Here is a 20,170-nt window from a genome sequence, read left to right on the forward strand (position 1 = left end):
CCAGTAGCGCAAATGAAATTGCACTGCCGGGCTTTTTATTTATCGTTTAGGAATTTATAAATTATTTTGTACTGTGGATAAGCGCACGACAGCAAGCGTAAGCGTCCGGCCCCGAAGCACAGGACGTGCAAGTGCAGTCAATGCGACAGGACGTCGCGTTCTTGACTGCCTCGCGGGTCTAAGCCACTCTTGAATTAAAGGTAAAAAAAACACCTTCTATTCAAGAGCGTCTTATTTGCCCGAGGCTGATCAAGGCGCTTGCACTTTTGTTCATCGTTTTAAACGAACGTAAACGGATTTGTATCTACCTCTGAGCTAAATACATTTACTGCAAAGTTTTTTCCCTTGCACAAATCCCCCAGCTTCGAAGAAACGCCTTTCATCATAACCTTTTCAACATGATGACCCGGATCAATCACATTTAAACCAAGCATCAGTGCATCATGTGCAACATGAAAATATAAATCACCTGTAACGTATACGTCAGCACCTTTAAACTTAGCTTGCTGTATGTATTTGTTGCCATCCCCACCTAATACCGCAACCTTCTTAATTTTGGAATCTGGATTTCCTACAAGTCTAACTCTCTCAACATTTAGCGATTTTTTTACTTTTTCAGCAAATTCTTGAAGGGTTACCGTTTCTTGCAGTTTTCCGATTCGTCCTAATCCTAAAGTGATCCCAGGTTGATCTAATGAATAAATATCATAAGCAACTTCCTCATATGGGTGTGCTTTTCTCATTGCCTGAATCACTTGTTTTTGAATTGATTCCGGAAAGATTGTTTCAATACGAGCTTCCTTTACAAACTCTACCTTTCCTTTTTCACCAATAAACGGATCTGATTGCTCTAATGGCAAAAAGCTCCCTTCACCTGTTGCAGTAAATGAACAATAACTATAATTCCCGATATGCCCTGCACCAGCATTACCTAATGCATCTCTAATCGCTTTTTCATGACTACTTGGTACGAACACAACTAATTTTTTAAATTTATCTTCATAAGTAGGAACGAGAACCTCAACATTTGTAAGCTCTAACGCTTCTGCTAGAAGGTCATTAACACCACCATTAGCTACATCTAAATTTGTATGTGCAGCATAAACAGCAATATCATTTTTTATGCATTTTTCTAACATGCTACCGTATACTGAATCTGTTGTTAGATTTTTTATTGGGCGAAAAATCGGTGGATGGTGGGCAATGATTAAATCAACTTTATTAGCAATTGCTTCATCAATAACCGATTCTACTACATCTAAAGTAATCATGACATTATGGATTGGTTTATTCAAACTTCCAATTTGCAAACCAATTTTGTCGCCTTCTACTGCATAAGCTTTTGGTGAAAACTGTTCAAATAATTGAATGATTTCAAAGCCATTTGGAACCTTCACGTTTATAAAACCTCCTCAACTAGTTTTATTTGAGTCGATAGCTCTTTAAATTTTTCATTTGCCTCATATGTATGACCTGCTTGTTCAAGTTGTTGAACAATTGTTTTCCAATGGTTGCATTCCTGTGTCCACTTTTTTTGAAAAACAGCTGATTTCTTTTTTGCCAAATGTGGTCCTAGTAACAAACCTGCTTGCAAAGAATTTGTTTGATATGGTCGCATTGGATTTCCGATTTCAGCAACAAGGATTTCGTATATTTTGTTGTCTTCTTCAATAATTTCTTCGTCAATTAATTCCCATCCATTGTCAATCATCCACTGTCTAATGAAATTCGCGTGAATGTTTGGTTGTAATATGAGTCGTTTCACTCCAGTTAATTTTGAAGCTCCGTCCTCTAATATTTTTTTAATTAAACCTCCACCCATTCCTGCAATCGTAATACAGTCAACCGATTCCCCTTCTTTAATAACGGATAAACCGTCACCTTGACGAACAGATATTACATCAGTAAGTTCACATTTTATTACTTGCTTTTTCGCTGAAATAAACGGACCGTCAGTAATTTCCCCGGCAATTGCCCCTTTCGCAATTCCTTGTAAGATAGAATAGCACGGGAGATAAGCATGATCTGATCCAATATCAGCAAATACCGTATCTTTTAGTATAAAGTTTGCAACTGTCTCCAGTCTTTTTGATAGCTTCATTTCGTTCATATTTTCACCACTATTTCATTTATTGTCATTCATCATCATTTTTGACAGTATCCTAAGTATAAGAAAAGCGCAAGCGCCTTGTTCGGCCTCGGGCAAATAAGACGCTCAGGAATAGAAGGTGTTCTTTACCTTCAATTCCTGAGTAGCTTAGACCCAAGAGGGACCGGACGCTTGCGCTGGACACGAAAACTAATTCAAAAAAATTATACTCTTTCTTATCCTATAAAAAAAGTCCTTCACAGATGCAAAGGACTTTTTTTATTAATATGGTCTCGACATTTTTTTGTACTAGCTAAGACACTTAAAACCGCTAGATTTCCCTAGGCTGTTCAAGATTTGCTGTAGAACTAATTATTTAATTTCTGAAACCCATTTCGCCATTTCGTCGAGCTTTTCATCAGGAACTAAGCCAGCAGGCATAATCCCTTTACCCGACTTAATCGTTTCTTTAATATCATCTGCACTTAATTTGTCACCAATACCTGCGAGGGCTGGACCTGCACCACCTTCATAGTTTTGACCATGACATGAGATACAGCTTTTTGTGTAGATTTCTTCTGGTGAAGCGCTTGCAACATCTTCAGTTTGTTCCTCTTCGCCACCGCTTGCTAATTCTTCACGATCGCCAATACCTTTAAATGAAAAAAGGAACATAAGGCCGATTCCAAAAATAGCAATTAGTAAAAACGGAATAAGTGGATTGCGATTCATTATGTAACCTCCCTTATGTAAATAAGTAACTCTCCATTCATATGAATCCTTGCTTTTAAAAAGTTTGTTCAAATTATCTAGCTTTTTCAAGCAGTTAATTCTTCCATTCATTGCCTGTTATCTAGCAAGCCTTCCACAAGTGGGCTTTACTTTCTTTACTTTCTTTCCTACCTTCACTTCTTTTATTCACTAAAAGAGAGATGCGGAAATACTCGCTGTTACTACGGGATAAAATCATAAGTACAAGTATATTGTAAACACTTACTATTCTACTTTAATTTTACAATAAGTAAAAGGCTTATCTTCTAACATCACCAGTTTTTCACATTTTAGACAAAAATAAGGAAAAACAAATAACTTTCATTAGTATACCATTGACAATTTTCTTTATTAGTAGTTGTAAATAATAACCATTAATACAAAAATTGTTAGCCCAACTACTTCACTAATAACGAGATAAAGTATGCGAGTCATTCTCCCCATCACAATCCAGAGTAAACAGTTGAATACAATAATTGTCCCCATCCAAAATCGATCACCATTTGCAAAATAATCTACTAAGGACAAGGATATCAGTAATAATTGGATAAAAGATAAACTTAGTGGTACTTGAAAAAAAACACGTTTTCTTATAAAGTAAGCGGTAACAGATATTGAAGTTACAAGGAAAAAACTTACAATACTCATTTGCAAAACATAAGATAATTCAGTAAAATATATGACAAGTAGCGTTACGAGAAGCAATAATAATAGTAAGCCATATATTAATCCGTGAAAAGCTGTGAATCCTTGATTTTTTTTGAGCGTTTGCGAGGGTAACTCTTCTTTATCTTGATTGCCTTCGGTATAGAGTGCTAATAAGAAATCACAATAGGTTTCAGGTAGGAGTCTACTATTTTTCCAATAATAAATTTCTTGTATAATGATTTTCTTTTTTTCATTCGTCATTTTGAAATTTCCTTATTGCATTTCTGTTTCTAATGCAATAAGCATATGATTTTTTGCCCAAGATATCTGGTTAACCTTTAATGGATGGCAGATAGTTGACCTTTATCCACATCTTTCCATCCAGATAAAAAGACGGACAAAGTTGTCCGCCTCATTCTATTCTAAAAAGTCCTTAAGACGCTTACTACGACTAGGATGGCGTAATTTACGTAGTGCTTTCGCTTCAATTTGACGAATACGTTCACGCGTAACACCGAAGACTTTACCAACCTCTTCAAGTGTTCTTGTTCTTCCATCGTCAAGCCCAAAGCGTAGACGCAATACATTTTCTTCACGATCTGTTAATGTATCCAATACATCCTCTAACTGCTCTTTTAATAATTCATATGCAGCATGTTCAGATGGAGAAGTTGCGTCCTGATCTTCTATAAAATCGCCTAGATGAGAATCGTCTTCTTCACCAATTGGAGTCTCTAATGAAACAGGCTCTTGAGCAATCTTTAAGATTTCCCTTACCTTATCTGGGGTTAATTCCATGTCTTCCCCAATCTCTTCTGGTGTTGGTTCTCTCCCTAGATCCTGCAGTAATTGACGTTGTACTCGTATTAATTTATTAATTGTTTCGACCATATGAACTGGAATACGAATCGTTCTAGCTTGGTCAGCTATGGCACGGGTAATCGCTTGGCGAATCCACCATGTAGCATACGTACTAAATTTGAAACCTTTACGGAAATCAAATTTTTCAACAGCCTTCATTAGCCCCATATTACCTTCTTGAATCAAATCAAGGAATAACATCCCACGACCAACGTATCGCTTAGCAATACTTACAACTAGTCGAAGGTTAGCCTCAGCAAGTCGTCGTTTCGCTTCCTCGTCGCCGCCTTCTATACGATTTGCAAGCTCAATCTCTTCATCGGCAGATAAAAGGTCAACACGACCAATTTCCTTTAAGTACATACGTACAGGGTCATTTATTTTCACACCAGGAGGAACGCTTAAATCGTTTAAATCGAACTCTTCTTCCTTTGCAAGTTCTTTCACATCTGGATTATTTTCTGTCTCACCAGACTCACCTATTAATTCGACACCCTGTTCACCTAAAAATTCATAATACTCATCCATTTGGTCTGATTCGATTTCGAAATTAGCCATACGTTCTGATATTTCTTCATATGTCAAAACTCCACGTTTTTTCCCAATTTCAGTTAATTGCTCTTTCACCTGTTCAAAGGTTACTTCCGTTTCATGGGTTTGTTTATCAGCCACAGGATCCCCTCCTTCCAAACTTATCACATTTTAAACTAAACAATCGGATTACTCATTAAAGGTCATATCCTATTTCTATTGAAATTGTGCTTTGCAGTTAGTTTGTTAACGCAACACACCAATTAAAAACTTATTGATCCTTGAATCTTACATCGATTAATCATGATTATGATTTGAGAGCTTGCTTTAATTGAATAATTTCCATCGCTATTTGCGCTGCTTCCTTATACAACTTGTTTCTTTCAGCTTCATTTTTTTCAACTTCTTTTTCTTTTATCATTAACATTTTTTGATGATTCAACACCTGTTTTATATAATCTGATATTTCTTGTTCACTTACTTCAGTGTTTAGCGAAATCATCGCAATGTTGGACACGATATGTTGTAACTCTGGACTTGGGAGTTTTGATAGAAATGAACTTACATTTTCTTCATTTCCTTCTTCATAATAACCGTATAAATAAGTTGCAATTGCTTTATGCTCCTCAATATTAAATTGAAGCCCAAGTCGGTCGAGCACCTTTTCAGCAAAATCCTTGCTTCTAAGCATGTGTCCGATAAGCATTCGTTCAGCTGTATGAAATGCCGGGAGCAGCCTTTTCGATTGAATTGGTGCTCTCTTACGATGTTGTAGATCACTCTTATCTTGTTGTGGCACCTGTTGATGCTGACTTTTTTTTTCTTTCTGATGAAGTTGTTCTTTTAAAACCTCCATCGAAAGCTCAAATTCCTTTGAAAGCTGATTTAAGAAGATTTCTTTCTCAACAGCATTTTCTAACTTGCTAAGCTCGGTAATAACATTTTCAATAAACTGTAGTCTTTCTCCTTCATTTTGGAGATTCTTTCCTCTACGGAAATAATTCATTTTAAATGTCATTAATGAGACGCTTTCCCCTATTACATCGTTTTTGAATTTTTCTGAACCAAATTTTTTGATGTAGTCATCAGGGTCTAAACCATCTGGAATCATAGCTACTTTCACTTTACATCCAGCATCTTTTAATATTTTCGATGCCCTGATCGTCGCCTCAATTCCAGCAGAATCTGAATCATAGCAGATGGTGACTTCAGAAACATTCCGACGAATAATTTTTGCTTGATCTTCAGTGAGAGATGTTCCCATTGTTGCAATTGCCTGTTCTACCCCGGATCGGGTAGAAGATATAACATCTGCGAAACCTTCAAATAATATGACTTGTTGATTTTTCCGAATATGTACTCTTGCACGATGAAAATTATAAAGTAATTTGCTTTTGTTAAAAATTTTTGTTTCAGGACTATTTAAATATTTGGGCTTTTCATCCCCTAATACTCTTCCTGAAAAAGCAATTGTCATCCCATGATGATCCATAATCGGAAACATAATTCGATTACGAAAACGGTCGAAATAATCGTCTGAATTGTTTTTCTTAACTAACAACCCAGCCTCTTCCATTAAGGATGCATCATATCCTCTTTTTACCAAAAACTTAGCGATGAAATCCCAAGAATCGAGAGCATAACCAATCTCAAATTCATCAATGACTTCTTTTGTAAATCCACGATTTAACAAATAATCAAAAGCGTGTTGACCCTCTTTTGTATTAACTAATAAATGATGATAGAATTTCTTTAATAGCTCGTGAGCCGCAATCATTTTTTCTGTATCTTTTGAAACAGATGTAGTTTTTTCAGAAGGAGCTAAAGTTGGTAATTCAATATTTTCTTTATCGGCAAGATGTTGAGCAGCTTCAATAAACGTGTAGCCTTCATGCTGCATAAGAAAAGAAAACACATTCCCACCCGCTCCACATCCAAAGCAATGAAAAATTTGCTTATCAGCAGAAACTGAGAATGAAGGAGACTTTTCTCCATGAAATGGACATAATCCAAAATAGTTACGACCTTGTTTCTTCAATTGAACATATTCACTTATCACATCAACAATGTCAGAAGTTCTTTGTATTTTTTCGATTAATTCATCGGGAATTCGATTTCCCATGCTAACAACCCCGTGTTAAAGATATTCGATATTTAATCGCATTCTCCTGCATCTTTCGACAAAATCTTTTTCATTGTTGTGATAAAATGCAAAGTATCTTCTTCAGTGAATTTTTTTGGTCCTTTTGAATGCTTACCACCGCGCCTCTCCATCGCTGATAAATAGCGAAATTGAAGGGCAGTATCAACATTAGCTTCAGTATAGTGTTTCCCTCTTGGAGTAACAACAATTACGTCTTTGCTTAGCAAAAGACCAGCTAACCCAATATCCTGAGTGATGACAATATCCTTTTTTTGAACATGATTGACTATGTATAAATCAGCCTCTTCCTTTCCGGTATCAACAAAGACCCACCTACCACCATACGTTTTGTCAGTTGTATGATTATAGGATGCAACGAAGATGACTTCGATGTTGTGTACGCCTGCAATATTCATGATTTCTTGCTTAACAGGACAAGCGTCAGCATCAACATAAATTTTTATTGGTTTTTCGCCATGTTTCTCTATTCTACATCACTCCGACAAAATCCTTCTTTAAAAAACTGTAAGAACTTAATATTCGCGGGAATCACCTTGAAATCCTTTGTCGAAAATTATTTTCCAATAAATCTTGACAGTTTACAATTAATAGTTTATTCCTACATGTCAAGTTCTAAACCTAAAAAAAATTTTTTATCACAATTTTTTATTATAATACAAAGTTATTTAAATTTCTATTGTTTTTTGATAGGTAAGGAGATGGAACCCGCTTATTTTTTTCCCGTATCAATACAGTTTTTAATGAAATGATTTTAGGCATTTACTTGGTGTAGAGCTTCCTTGTTCCTTTCCTTGTTGAAGCTGGGGATAAGCGTAGCTTCAATAAGGTTTAAAAAAGGAAAAGGCTGACTCCTAAGTAAGTGTCAATTACTCATGAGCCACCCTCAACTATTTTATCGTTATCCGTTTTGCTTATTCATTAAATTTACGATAAGGTTCGCAGTTTCTTCCACTGCTTTATTGGATACATCAATAACGTTGCATCCTATTTTCTCAACAATTTTATCAAAATATTCTAGTTCCTCTTTAATACGATTAATATTTGCATAAAATGCCTCATCGTTAAGTCCTAATGATTTTAATCTTTCTTTACGAATGTTGTTAAGTTTTTCTGGACTAATCCGTAAACCAATACACTTTTGGGCAGAAACTTTATACAATTCCTCAGGAGGCTCGACTTCCGGAACAATTGGAACATTAGCAACCTTGAAGCGTTTATGTGCAAGATATTGAGATAATGGCGTTTTCGAGGTTCTTGAAACTCCGACAAGGACAATATCTGCTTTTAAAATCCCCCTCGGATCTCTTCCATCATCATATTTAACTGCAAACTCAATTGCTTCTACCTTTTTAAAGTAATCATCATCAAGCTTACGAACTCTACCAGGCTCATATTTGGCTGCCTTTCCATATGACGTTTCCATTTTATCAATTAATGGCCCAATAATATCATAATAAACGACACCAAGCTTTGTTGCCTCTTGTATCAAAAACTCTCTTAGCTCTGGTACAACAAGTGTAAAACAAACAATTGCCTTATCTTCTTTCGCAAGTGAAAGAACCTCTAAAATGGTTCCTTTGTCTTCAACATATGGAATTCGTTTTATTTTCGTATTGGCTGAAGAACCATTAAATTGACTTGCTGCTGCTTTTACAACAAGCTCTGCTGTTTCACCGACAGAATCAGATATTACATAAATCAAACGATACCCCATTATTTTATCCCCTTTTCTAAATACTTAGCTAATAACTTCCTCATCAGCAAAGCTTACTAAGATTTTTGTCATGTTTGTTTTTGTAATTCTCCCAATTACCTCTAGACCCTTCTCTGATTCCTTTACAACTGGCAAGGCATCAATTTGCCTATCTATTAGTGCATTCGCCACATCTAAAATAAGATCATCCTGTCGACAAACAGTGATATTCGGCATTCTTGTCATAATCATATTTACTGGAATTGATGTAAGCTCTTGATTACCGATACTAGCTCGTAATAAATCCTTCCGGGAGAGCACACCGACTAAGTAAGATTGATCATCAACAACAAACAATGTACCTACATCTTCTAAAAACATGGTAGTTATCGCATCATATACCGAAACTTTTACGCTTATTACAATTGGGATTGACTGGTAATCCCTCACCAGAAGTTTTTTTAATTCGTCTGATAAAAACTGTGTATCCGTTTTACCTGTATAATAATAGCCAACTCTTGGTCTTGCTTCTAAATATCCAGTCATTGTTAAAATTGCTAAATCAGGTCGTAGCGTTGCTCTTGTCAGATGAAGCTGGTCAGCAATTAGTTCTCCAGTAATCGGACCATTCTCTTTTACAATCTCTAAAATTTTCTCTTGTCGTTTACTAAGCTCGATTTTACTCACCACCTTGCTTCTACTTTAGAGCGATACTTTAGTATCCAACTTATGGATAATGAAATCTCAAAATGATCAAACCTAATTAGGTTATACTATATAAAATTATTATATACTTTATTATCATTTTGAAAAGTACTTTGTACTATCTTTCTTTCAGACCAGTTAAAAGTAGGTGAAATAATCTTCTAAAAAAATAGGACTGACTATATTTAGTCAGACCCAAATAAGCGCCTATATTTGTATGTCACTTTTAAATTATTTCACAATAATTACGTTCATTTTCGCAAAGGATTCAATCACATTTGAGAGTTTTACCATTTGAGCTAATCGATTCGCCTTGATTTTCTCATCATCAGACATGACCATTGTTTGATCAAAATAATTATTTATAATCCCTTTTAAATCAGCTAATAATTGATAAACTTCTTCCTCTTTACCACTCATCTTAAGGGAGCTTATTCCATTCATTACATTGATATAAGCATCATGTAGTGAATTTTCAAGCTCACTTTCAAATAACGTCTCATTTATTTCTAAATCTACGCCTTTTTTCGCAATGTTCATCACTCGCGCAAGAGCCTCAACAGTTTCTTTAAAATCTTCTTGATTAGATTTTGTCTCGAGAACATTTGCCCGATTAACTAATGAAGTAACTTCCATGACAGATGATTCCAATACAGCATCAACTAAATCATGGCGAATATGTTCTTCTGCTAGCAAGTATTTCAAACGTAATTTAAAGAAAGAAATGAGTTCTTGCTTAGCTTCTGCTGTTGCTTTATCACCATATAATCCAAGTGCCAGGTCGAATAATTCTGGTAGTTCAAGCGCCCATTTTTTCGCTAACAGGATTTGAACAATACCACTCGCCTGTCTTCTTAATGCATACGGATCTTGAGATCCTGTTGGAATTTTACCAATTGCGAAAAATCCTACAATTGTATCAAGTTTATCCGCTAGTGCTACTACTGCCCCAACTGTTGAAGCAGGTGCAACATCATCTGCATGACGAGGCTTGTAATGTTCATTTATTGCAATAGAAACGGCTTCCTTCTCACCGCTAATCCGTGCATATTTTTCCCCGATTTTCCCTTGCAGCTCTGGAAATTCGTATACCATATTTGTCACTAGGTCGAATTTACAGATGGATGCAGCACGTTCGATATCGTGCTTTTCCTCATTACTTACATGTAGTTTATCTGCTAATAAGCTAGATAGTTTCTTGATCCGAGTAACTTTTTCACCAAGCGAACCTAATTCAAGATGGAAGACAATTTTATCTAGCTTTTGAACAGCATCTTCAATTTTCAGCTTTTGATCTTCTTTATAGAAGAAGTTCGCATCAGAAAGTCTAGCACGTAACACTTTTTCATTTCCTCTTGCAACATTTTCAAGATGGTTGTGATCACCATTCCGTACTGTTACAAAAAATGGTTGAAGCTCACCACTTTGGTTTCTAACGGGAAAATAGCGTTGGTGCTCTTTCATTGATGTCACTAAAACTTCATCAGGTAAAGATAAATATTCCTCTTCAAACTTCCCAAATAATGCAGTTGGATATTCAACAAGGTTATTTACTTCTTCAAGAAGATCTTCATCAACTGGAATAACCCAATTTTGTGTATCCTCAAGCTGTGACAACTGAGCACGGATGGCTTCTTTTCGTTTAACAGGATCAGCGAGCACAAATTGTTCTAAAAGGCTTGCTTCATATAAAGATGGTGCAGCAATTTCGAATTTATTACCTAAAAAATGGTGGCCGTAGCTATATAAATTCGTTGTAACTCCTACAATTTCAAAAGGAATAACCTCATTACCAAAAAGAGCAACAATCCATTTAATTGGTCTAATGTAACGCATTTCTTGACTACCCCAACGCATGTTTTTAGGGAACGTTAAACTTGTTATTAATTGGCGAACTTCTGCTAATAGTGTAATCGAATCTTGCCCTTTAATAAACTTTTGCACATGGGCATACTCAACACCATTTATTTCTTTAAAGTAAATATCATCTACAGAAACTCCTTGCCCTTTTGTAAAGCCAATTGCCGCTTTTGACCAATTTCCCTCTGCATCTAACGCGATTTTTTTTGCAGGACCCTTCGCTTCTTCTTCAATATCAGGCTGTCTTTCTGCTACATCCTTCACTAAAACAGCTAGTCTTCGTGGTGTTGAAAAAGACTTTACCGTACCATAAGTAAGTTTTTTTTCATTAAGCCAGTTTTGTATCTTCTCTGAAAACTGATTCATCGCATCAGTAACATAATGTGCCGGAACTTCCTCTAATCCAATTTCAATCAGGAAATCTTTACTCATGATGTGCTCCTCCTTCCTTTTTTAACATCGGGAAACCAAGTTTTTCTCTTTCATCGTAAAAAGTTTTCGCTACTTTGCGTGCTAAATTACGGACGCGACCAATATAACCTGTTCGCTCTGTAACAGAAATAGCACCTCTGGCATCAAGCAAATTAAATGTATGAGAACATTTTAAAACGTAGTCATATGCCGGATGAACTAACCCTTCATCCATTTGACGATTTGCTTCTTTTTCATAGATTGAAAACAATTGAAACAGCATGTCCGGATCAGATGTCTCGAATGTATACTTTGAATGTTCATATTCTGGCATTAAGAAAATATCACGGACTGTGAAGCCATCTGTCCACTCTAAGTCAAAGACATTTTCCTTGTCTTGTATGTAAGATGCCAGTCTTTCAATTCCATACGTAATTTCTGCTGATACCGGCTTACACTCTAAACCACCAACTTGTTGAAAATAAGTAAATTGGGTAATTTCCATCCCATCAAGCCACACTTCCCAGCCTAAACCAGCACAACCCAGTGATGGATTTTCCCAGTTATCCTCTACAAATCGGATGTCATGTTTTAATGGATCGATCCCTAATGCACGCAAAGAATCTAAATATAATTCTTGGATATTATCTGGTGATGGCTTCATGATAACTTGGAATTGATGATGTTGATAAAGTCTATTAGGATTTTCTCCATATCGTCCATCCGCAGGTCTTCTTGATGGCTCAACATAAGCGACATTCCAAGGTTCTGGTCCAATACTTCTTAAGAACGTATATGGACTCATTGTTCCTGCTCCTTTTTCAGTATCGTACGCTTGCATCAAAATACACCCTTGGTCAGACCAATGTTTTTGCAGCGTTAAAATCATTTGTTGAATATTCATTTGATACACCTCCGTAATTTTAAAACGTAAACTCCTCGTTCTGCAAATAACTTGGGAGAGGAGCCGCTGTTGTCTTTCGTACTTCTAATTATTTCAACACAATATAGAACAAAAGCACAAGCGTCTTGATCAACCTCGGGCAAATAAAGCGCTTTTGAATAGAAGGCGTACTTTGCCTTCAATTCAAAAGTGGCTTAGACCTAAGAGGGCCGGACGCTTGCGCTGGATGTCGTGCGCTTAGTCACAGTACAAGAATTTTATAAATTCCTAAGCAACAAAAAAAGCTCTCGTCCCTATGTCAAATGAATGACATAGGGACGAGAGCTTACCCGCGGTTCCACCCTATTTGCTTATCTCGACTTACTCGAGGTTTTAAGCCACTTTCATAAATTGCTCCAGAACGCCTTTCGTTACGTACCAATCCTTAGCTTTCACCATCCTAAGGTCGCTTACATTGGATTATCGTAAGTACTCTTTTCCTTCAACGCAGAAATGTTAAATTATAATTGCATCTTAATCTAAAAACAGGTAGATGTCAACTTAAGATAAAGCGAGACTTCCATCAGTGGGGGGTTTCTTTATCCCCTACCTTCGCTTCTTTGCTTACTCAAGCTTTGAGATGGGGGATTACTACCCGTTAATGCGGGATAAACTACAGTACATTTTTTCAGCCTTAAAAATAGGATAAATCGCTATGTATAGAAAAATGACACTTTTCACCCTATAGTTTACCCTTCAATGAATCTAATTGATCTAAAAACCGTTTTGATTTAATCGATAAGCCAGAAAACTCATAATAATAAGCCTGAATCACATCTTTTAGTTCTTTCTTTGTTTCAGGCTTCACCGATATGTTACCTAATCGATTTAAATCAAAATAATAAAAAAGGCGTAATAATTTAACGGTTGTTTGTGAAATCGGTAATCGATAGGGATCACGCTCGAAGCATCTATGACAAATAAAACCACCTTCTCGAATTGAAAAGTGAAAAGTGCCATCTTTATTACCACATAAAGCACATCCATCGAGCTGGGGATGTAAACCTAATACTGTTAACATTTTCATTTCAAAAATATTGAGCAAAATATCAGGATCAACTTCATCATTTAAATATTCAAGTGTCTGTTTTAGCAACTCAAATAAATAGGGATTCTTTTCAAAATTCTCAGTGCTTTTGTCTAGTAGCTCTGCTATGTAAGAAGCGTAAGCAGTTAGAAAAATATCCTCTCGAATTCCTCTAAGTGAAAGGATTGTTTCCCCCTGCTGAAGGCTTCCTAATCCACTTGATTTTTGAAATAAAAACGTTCCATACGTAAAAAGCTGGGTTATTGAGGTGAGACGACTATTTGGCTTTTTTGCACCTCTTGCCATTACCCCAACTTTTCCTAATTCTCGAGTATATATTGTTATTATTTTGTTTGTTTCACCGTAATCCGTTGATCGAATAACAATGCCTTCACATTTTTGAAGCAAAATTCCCTCACCTTCCAAGGTTTAGGCAAGATCAGGAAATTGGAAAATCCATTTCAGCTAGTTCATCATCTTGAGAATCGGGTCCGTCATCATTCTCCTTTTCTAACTCTTTAAAAAGAAGGTACGTATCAATGCTACCTGTTTGCGAAAAGACCTTCCAGGTAAAATCCAACATAATAACCCCACCTTTCAGTTGTTAAGACTAGCAAGCAATATATCCAATTTCTTTATTCTTTATCTTGACCTTCTACTCCCAAATTCATGTTAAACAATTTTTGCTAATCATACTTATGAATACTTAGGTTAAAAACAATCCTATTGAAAAATATGCTTTCGTAGATGTTTAGAAAATTATAAAATTCTTATAATGTGCATAAACATCAGGATAAGCAAAGTACTGACGATTTTCTAATATTCATCTTCGCTAAAACCATAATCTCTTAGCTGTGATGCTTTATTACGCCAATCCTTTTGAACTTTAACCCATAGCTCCAAAAAGACTTTTGACCCAAGTAGTGCTTCAATATCAACTCGTGCTCTTTTTCCAACTTCCTTGAGCATGCTTCCTTGTTTACCAATAACGATTCCTTTTTGAGAGTCACGTTCAACAATGATTGTTGCACCAACATAAATCGCTTTATTATTTTCACGTCTTTCTAGTGTATCCATAACGACTGCTATCGAGTGTGGAATTTCCTCCCTCGTTAAATGGAGTACTTTTTCGCGAATTAACTCAGTTATGATAAAGCGTTCTGGATGGTCCGTTACTTGGTCCTCTGGGTAATATTGTGGACCTTCTGGAAGCAACTTTTCAATTTCATTTAATAATCTGTCAACGTTATTTCCATCCAAAGCTGATATCGGCACAATTTCTTTAAAAGGGTATAACTCTTTGTACTGATCTATTAGGGGTAAAAGTTGATCAGGATGAATTTGATCAATTTTATTAATGATTAAGAAAACCGGTGTGGTCGTTTCTTTTAAACGCTCGATGATAAACTCATCACCACGACCATAACCTTCCTCAGCATTAATCATAAAAAGAATGATATCCACTTCTTTTAATGTATTCTGTGCAACCTTCATCATGAAATCACCAAGCTTATGTTTAGGCTTATGGATACCTGGTGTGTCTATGAAGACTGTTTGTGATTGTTTTGTTGTATAAACCCCTTGAATTTTATTTCGAGTCGTTTGGGGCTTATCACTCATGATCGCAATCTTTTGACCGATTACTCGGTTAATAAATGTCGATTTCCCAACATTTGGTCTTCCGATAATTGAGACAAATCCTGATTTGTATGCTTGCTGATTATTATTCATGTAAATCCTCCGCTGAAAAAGCTCCTGGTAGTAGTTCATTTACTGTTAATTCTTCTATATCACCTTGTAGGTTTGTTAAAATTACTTTCATATCCTTTGGACAAAGCTCTGCGATAACTTGACGACATGCTCCACAAGGAGGGACAGGTCTTTTTGTATCGGCAACAACTGCTATTGCAGCGAAGTTTTTATCGCCTTCAGAAATAGCTTTGAAAATTGCCGTACGCTCGGCACAATTTGCCATGCTATATGCCGCATTTTCTATATTACACCCTCTGTATATTTTACCATCATTTGTTAACAATGCGGCACCTACATTAAATTTAGAATAAGGAGTGTAAGCCATGTCTCGTGCTGCTTTTGCTTCTTTGATGAGTTGTTCGATGTTCACACAATTTCTTCCTTTCGTTCATGGTCAAGGACCATTACTCTACTTTATTTTACCTAATGTTCATAAAAAATTCACGTTTTCTTTTATAAATGTAATTTAATTGTAAGAATTTTCAAGGTGAACGATTAATAATATGTACGATATACTCACAAACCAATCCAATTAAAAGTGATTAGAAACGATAATTATTCCTATTATAACTGAAAGTATCGCATAAATAAAAACAGCTCCAGCTGCAGCATCCTTCGCTGACTTCGCGAGGGGATGAAACTCTTTTGTTACAAGATCAACAACACGTTCTAACGCAGTATTCATCAATTCGAAAGCTAGCATCCCACCGACTAAAAACAGGATGACGATCCATTCAAACTTTGTAAAATGAAGAGCTAAGCCACCAATACAAACAAGAACCGTAATAAAAACATGTATTTGAAAATTCCGCTCCGCTTTAAATGTTTGGAAAATACCGCTCCAAGCAAATTTAAAGCTTTCGTAAAATCGCTTCCACTCAGAGATTCGTCGGTCTTTTAAGTCCATAACGGTCTAAAATATCCTTTTGTTTTGTAAACATCACTTTTTCATCCTCATCATTCATATGGTCATAACCTAATAAGTGTAAAAAGCCATGTACTGCTAAAAAGCCTAGCTCTCTCATAAACGAATGCCCATACTCAATAGCCTGTTCATGCGCACGAGGGATCGATATAATAATGTCACCTAGCATTGGCGGCTGCTCCAATCCAACGATTTCGATTTCACCTTCACCCATTTCTTCTAGTGCAAATGAAATGACGTCAGTCGGTTGATCCTTATCACGATATTCACGATTTATTTCTTGTATACGTTCATTTGAAACAAATGTGACGGATAGCTCAGAACCTTGAGCTATCCTTTCTTCTGCGGCAGCAAACTGCAGTAAATCCTCGACTGTTTTCAGCTGCTCTTCAGATATTTCATTCGTTTCGTCTATTAAATCAATCGTTAATAACATTCTTACTTCACCTTCTGTTTTTTAGTTAATTCTGGGTACTCAATTCTCGAATGAAAAATTCCTTTTAATGATTCGCAAAAAGACTTAGCAATTATGTCAATCTCTTTGAGCGTTAAATCACATTCATCTAATTGTTTGTCCTGCAATCTTCCGGAAATGATTGATCGAACAAGTTTTTCAATCTTATCAGGTGTTGGATTTGACATTGAACGAACAGCTGCTTCCACACTATCTGCAATTGAAATGATCGCAATTTCCTTTGTTTGTGGTTTTGGACCAGGATAGCGAAATTCTTCTTCGTAAATCATATCATTCGATTCTTTCGCCTGATGATAAAAATATTTTAATAAAGTTGTTCCATGATGTTGTTCTGCAATATCAATAAATTCTTTTGGCATTTTATTCTTTTTCAATAATTCTACACCATCTGTGACGTGGGCAAGAATGACATTTTTACTCAATTGTGCTGATAGCTTATTATGTGGATTTTCAATATTCATTTGATTTTCGATAAAATACTGGGGACGTTTTGTTTTACCAACATCATGATAATACGCTCCCACTCTTGCTAATAATCCGTTTGCTCCAATAGCCTCGCAAGCAGATTCAGATAAATTTGCAACCATAACACTATGGTGGTATGTACCCGGAGTTTCAGTTAAAATTTTTCTTAGCAATGGATGATTTGGATTGGACAACTCGATAAGCTTCATTGTAGATAAGATACCAAATCCAGTTTCAAAGAATGGCATAAATCCGACTGTTAAGACAGAAGCAACAAGTCCTGCCACACATGCCATAATAAAATAGGAACCAATTTCAATGTTTGAGTAGCCACCATTTCTAATCAACATAATCGCCGTAATCACAAGGACATTCATACCAGATACAAATAATCCTGCTTGGAGTATTTTTGACCGTAGATTATGTTCTCCTAAAAATAAAACTGCCGTTAGACAACCGAATAAATAGTATATCCCGATTGAAAAGTTAAAGCTACCTGTCACTCCCTCATTAAAAATGACACTCCCGCAAACTGCAAAAATCATACTCGTTAAAATCGCTAATCGTTCATTAAGTAAAAGCTTAACCAGCATCGCCCCCATTGCAACTGGTGCAATGTAACCAATATAAGTGTAGTCAATCTTCTGGAATAGACTCACAATCTTCATTAACAGCATGGTAATGGCAAAAATGATGCAGTATAGCAACAAGGAGTTGTTTTTCTTAAGGAAAGGAACGTCTTTCTTTTCGAAATAGTACACAACACCTGTCAGAATTAACAAAATTAATAGCCCTAAGCCAATAAAAGGTTTGAAGGTTTGTTGATCATCAAGTAAACCTACTAGACCAAGCTTTCGATATGCTTCTCGATTTATTAGTTCATCCGCTTCTACTAGAATTTGCCCTTGTTTTATTTGCACTTCCTTCACACCATCAATTGCTTGCTGTCGTTTTTCATCTGTTGCTTCTAAATCGAATACATAGTTTGGTGTAATCGCAAAACGAGCCAATTCAGTAGCCGACTGAAGCACTTCTTTCCGAAGGGGTGCATATTGTAATTCTTCTACAACTTGTTCCTTTGCTTCTGTTAACTGAACAATCGGTATTTCCTTGTTCATAATATTGTTAACAGCTGTAACCACCGCATCCTTTGCTAGTTCCAATTCCTCATCAGTCGTACTGACTAGCGGCAAAAAGGTTTCTTTTGAAATTTTTTCATTTATGGATGGTGTTAACTTGTCTTGTAAACGATCGACCATTTCATCAGATGACAACGTCGTCGTAGCGGAGTCTAGCGTTTTATTTTCTACTTCATCTTCTTTCCTAACCTCAATGATTGTATCGAAGATTGATGAAATTAAATCCACCTGTTTTTCAGAAATTTCCCTTTTTAAAACATACTGATCCTCAACTGAATCATATGCCTCTTGCTGCTTAACTTCAGTCTCGAATTTATCTGCAACTGTTGTTGGTGCATAGATTGTTTCGGGAGAAATCGTAAAGAGATCAATATCGATCGTTTCTGGCTTTATATTACTATAAAGTGATACATATAATATCACAGCTAATATAGCATAAAGAAAAACATACAGAAATTTATAGTTTTTTAGCTTTTCCATAAATTGATTTGATTTTCGTTTGTCCTTCTGTTTCTTATTCTTCACAAGATGCACCACCTTTTACAACAAATTCACCTACGACCGCCCATCATTCTTACAGCACTAACACATCCGATGCCTTGGAGCTGAAATCCACTCACTGTGTACATCGATACTATTGAACAAAAGCACTAGAGATGGATGTCGTGGGCTTATCCACAGTACAAGAATGTTATAGTTTTCTAAACGATAAGAAAAGTGACCCGACGTCGGGGGCTCGGGTCACTTATCCTTCATTTGCGTTTTCATATGCTGAAATAATTTTTGCAACAAGCGGATGTCTGACCACATCAGATTGCTCTAGCACGACAAATGATATACCTTGAACATGTGCAAGTGTATTTTGTGCTACAGTTAATCCTGATTTAACACCCTTCGGTAAGTCAACCTGAGTAACATCCCCGGTGATAACCATTTTAGATCCAAATCCTAGCCTTGTCAGAAACATTTTCATTTGTGCTGGAGTCGTATTTTGAGCCTCGTCCAAAATAACAAATGCATCATCTAATGTTCTACCTCTCATATAAGCTAGTGGAGCAATTTCAATTGTACCTCTCTCTATCAGTCTTTCGGTATGCTCCATACCTAAAACATCGTGGAGAGAATCATAGAGCGGCCTTAAATATGGATCAACCTTCTCTTTAAGATCACCTGGTAAAAACCCTAAACTCTCACCTGCTTCAACAGCTGGTCGCGTTAAAATAATTCGTTTAATTTGACCATTTTTTAAAGCATTTACTGCCATAACCACAGCTAAATATGTTTTACCAGTACCTGCTGGACCAATCCCAAAAACTAAATCTTTGTTTTGAATCGCAGCAATATAATGACGTTGACCAAGGGTTTTAACTCGAATCGATTTCCCTTTGGCAGTTTTGCTAATTTCTTGGACATAAAGATTTTCAAATTGATCTAATTGCTGTTTTTTCGCCATACTAATCGCATAGATAACATCTCTTTCGCTAATGTTAATCCCTTTACGAATAATAAGAAGTAAGGATTTAAGCAGATCATCTACAAGATTAACATGCATGGAATCTCCAGAGACAAAAACCCCCTCACCTCTCGTTACGATCGAAACATCGAGTTCTTCTTCAATCCTCTTCAAATGAACATCATTGTTACCAAATAATGCAATTGCTTCATTTGGATTTTCTAATTGTTGATTCATGGTCACTAATTCTTCTGGCAT

General features: G+C 36.1%; 19 protein-coding genes and 1 other annotated feature. All 19 genes read right to left on the minus strand.

Translation table 11 applies throughout. The annotated features are described in order from the left end of the window. Window positions 1-278: 278 nt before the first annotated feature. Window positions 279-1,397, minus strand: coding sequence for a Nif3-like dinuclear metal center hexameric protein (locus tag K9V48_RS05840; protein WP_224137700.1), 1,119 nt, complete (start codon window positions 1,395-1,397; stop codon window positions 279-281). Window positions 1,398-1,399: 2 nt separating this feature from the next. Further along, entirely contained in the window at window positions 1,400-2,110 is a 711-nt protein-coding gene (locus K9V48_RS05845) for a tRNA (adenine(22)-N(1))-methyltransferase (protein ID WP_224137701.1), read from the minus strand. Between the two features lie 351 nt (window positions 2,111-2,461). Further along, window positions 2,462-2,821 carry a cytochrome c550 gene (cccA, locus tag K9V48_RS05850; RefSeq protein ID WP_224137703.1) on the minus strand — a complete coding sequence of 120 codons (360 nt, stop codon included), beginning with the start codon at window positions 2,819-2,821 and terminating at the stop codon, window positions 2,462-2,464. Window positions 2,822-3,211: 390 nt separating this feature from the next. Beyond that, on the minus strand, window positions 3,212-3,769 hold the full coding sequence (locus tag K9V48_RS05855; RefSeq protein WP_224137705.1) for a hypothetical protein: 558 nt from the start codon (window positions 3,767-3,769) through the stop codon (window positions 3,212-3,214). 156 nt (window positions 3,770-3,925) lie between these two features. Beyond that, complete coding sequence (rpoD, locus tag K9V48_RS05860) at window positions 3,926-5,041, minus strand: RNA polymerase sigma factor RpoD (protein WP_111613913.1); 1,116 nt, start codon at window positions 5,039-5,041, stop codon at window positions 3,926-3,928. 166 nt (window positions 5,042-5,207) lie between these two features. Continuing rightward, window positions 5,208-7,022: a DNA primase gene (dnaG, locus tag K9V48_RS05865; protein WP_224137706.1), complete on the minus strand. Its 1,815-nt coding sequence runs from the start codon at window positions 7,020-7,022 to the stop codon at window positions 5,208-5,210. Window positions 7,023-7,054: 32 nt separating this feature from the next. Continuing rightward, window positions 7,055-7,459, minus strand: a complete 405-nt coding sequence (locus tag K9V48_RS05870; protein WP_251524873.1) for a YaiI/YqxD family protein — start codon at window positions 7,457-7,459, stop codon at window positions 7,055-7,057. Window positions 7,460-7,962: 503 nt separating this feature from the next. Continuing rightward, window positions 7,963-8,778: a pyruvate, water dikinase regulatory protein gene (locus K9V48_RS05875; RefSeq protein WP_224137707.1), complete on the minus strand. Its 816-nt coding sequence runs from the start codon at window positions 8,776-8,778 to the stop codon at window positions 7,963-7,965. Between the two features lie 24 nt (window positions 8,779-8,802). Beyond that, window positions 8,803-9,444 (minus strand): transcriptional regulator CcpN, encoded by a 642-nt coding sequence (gene ccpN, locus K9V48_RS05880; protein WP_111614663.1) that lies wholly within the window; start codon window positions 9,442-9,444, stop codon window positions 8,803-8,805. A 249-nt stretch (window positions 9,445-9,693) separates the two neighbouring features. Then, window positions 9,694-11,754, minus strand: a complete 2,061-nt coding sequence (gene glyS / locus K9V48_RS05885; RefSeq protein WP_224137708.1) for a glycine--tRNA ligase subunit beta — start codon at window positions 11,752-11,754, stop codon at window positions 9,694-9,696. Further along, window positions 11,747-12,637, minus strand: coding sequence for a glycine--tRNA ligase subunit alpha (gene glyQ / locus K9V48_RS05890; protein WP_224137709.1), 891 nt, complete (start codon window positions 12,635-12,637; stop codon window positions 11,747-11,749). The genes glyS and glyQ overlap by 8 nt, the downstream gene beginning before the upstream one ends. 310 nt (window positions 12,638-12,947) lie before the next feature. Further along, window positions 12,948-13,131: a binding site (T-box leader), on the minus strand. Window positions 13,132-13,358: 227 nt separating this feature from the next. After that, complete coding sequence (gene recO, locus K9V48_RS05895; RefSeq protein WP_224137710.1) at window positions 13,359-14,111, minus strand: DNA repair protein RecO; 753 nt, start codon at window positions 14,109-14,111, stop codon at window positions 13,359-13,361. Between the two features lie 31 nt (window positions 14,112-14,142). Further along, window positions 14,143-14,286, minus strand: coding sequence for a YqzL family protein (locus tag K9V48_RS05900; protein ID WP_066334717.1), 144 nt, complete (start codon window positions 14,284-14,286; stop codon window positions 14,143-14,145). A 233-nt stretch (window positions 14,287-14,519) separates the two neighbouring features. Continuing rightward, window positions 14,520-15,434: a GTPase Era gene (era, locus tag K9V48_RS05905; RefSeq protein ID WP_224137711.1), complete on the minus strand. Its 915-nt coding sequence runs from the start codon at window positions 15,432-15,434 to the stop codon at window positions 14,520-14,522. Beyond that, window positions 15,427-15,825, minus strand: coding sequence for a cytidine deaminase (locus K9V48_RS05910; RefSeq protein ID WP_224137712.1), 399 nt, complete (start codon window positions 15,823-15,825; stop codon window positions 15,427-15,429). Before K9V48_RS05910 ends, era begins: the two co-directional genes overlap by 8 nt. 162 nt (window positions 15,826-15,987) lie before the next feature. Beyond that, window positions 15,988-16,362, minus strand: coding sequence for a diacylglycerol kinase family protein (locus K9V48_RS05915; RefSeq protein WP_224137713.1), 375 nt, complete (start codon window positions 16,360-16,362; stop codon window positions 15,988-15,990). After that, window positions 16,334-16,816 (minus strand): rRNA maturation RNase YbeY, encoded by a 483-nt coding sequence (ybeY, locus tag K9V48_RS05920; protein WP_224137714.1) that lies wholly within the window; start codon window positions 16,814-16,816, stop codon window positions 16,334-16,336. The genes K9V48_RS05915 and ybeY overlap by 29 nt, the downstream gene beginning before the upstream one ends. A 2-nt stretch (window positions 16,817-16,818) precedes the next feature. Beyond that, window positions 16,819-18,939 (minus strand): HD family phosphohydrolase, encoded by a 2,121-nt coding sequence (locus K9V48_RS05925; RefSeq protein ID WP_224137775.1) that lies wholly within the window; start codon window positions 18,937-18,939, stop codon window positions 16,819-16,821. 265 nt (window positions 18,940-19,204) lie between these two features. Further along, a complete protein-coding gene (locus tag K9V48_RS05930; RefSeq protein ID WP_224137716.1) occupies window positions 19,205-20,170 on the minus strand; it encodes a PhoH family protein in 966 nt (321 codons plus the stop codon).

The sequence above is a fragment of the Metabacillus rhizolycopersici genome (assembly GCF_020075705.1).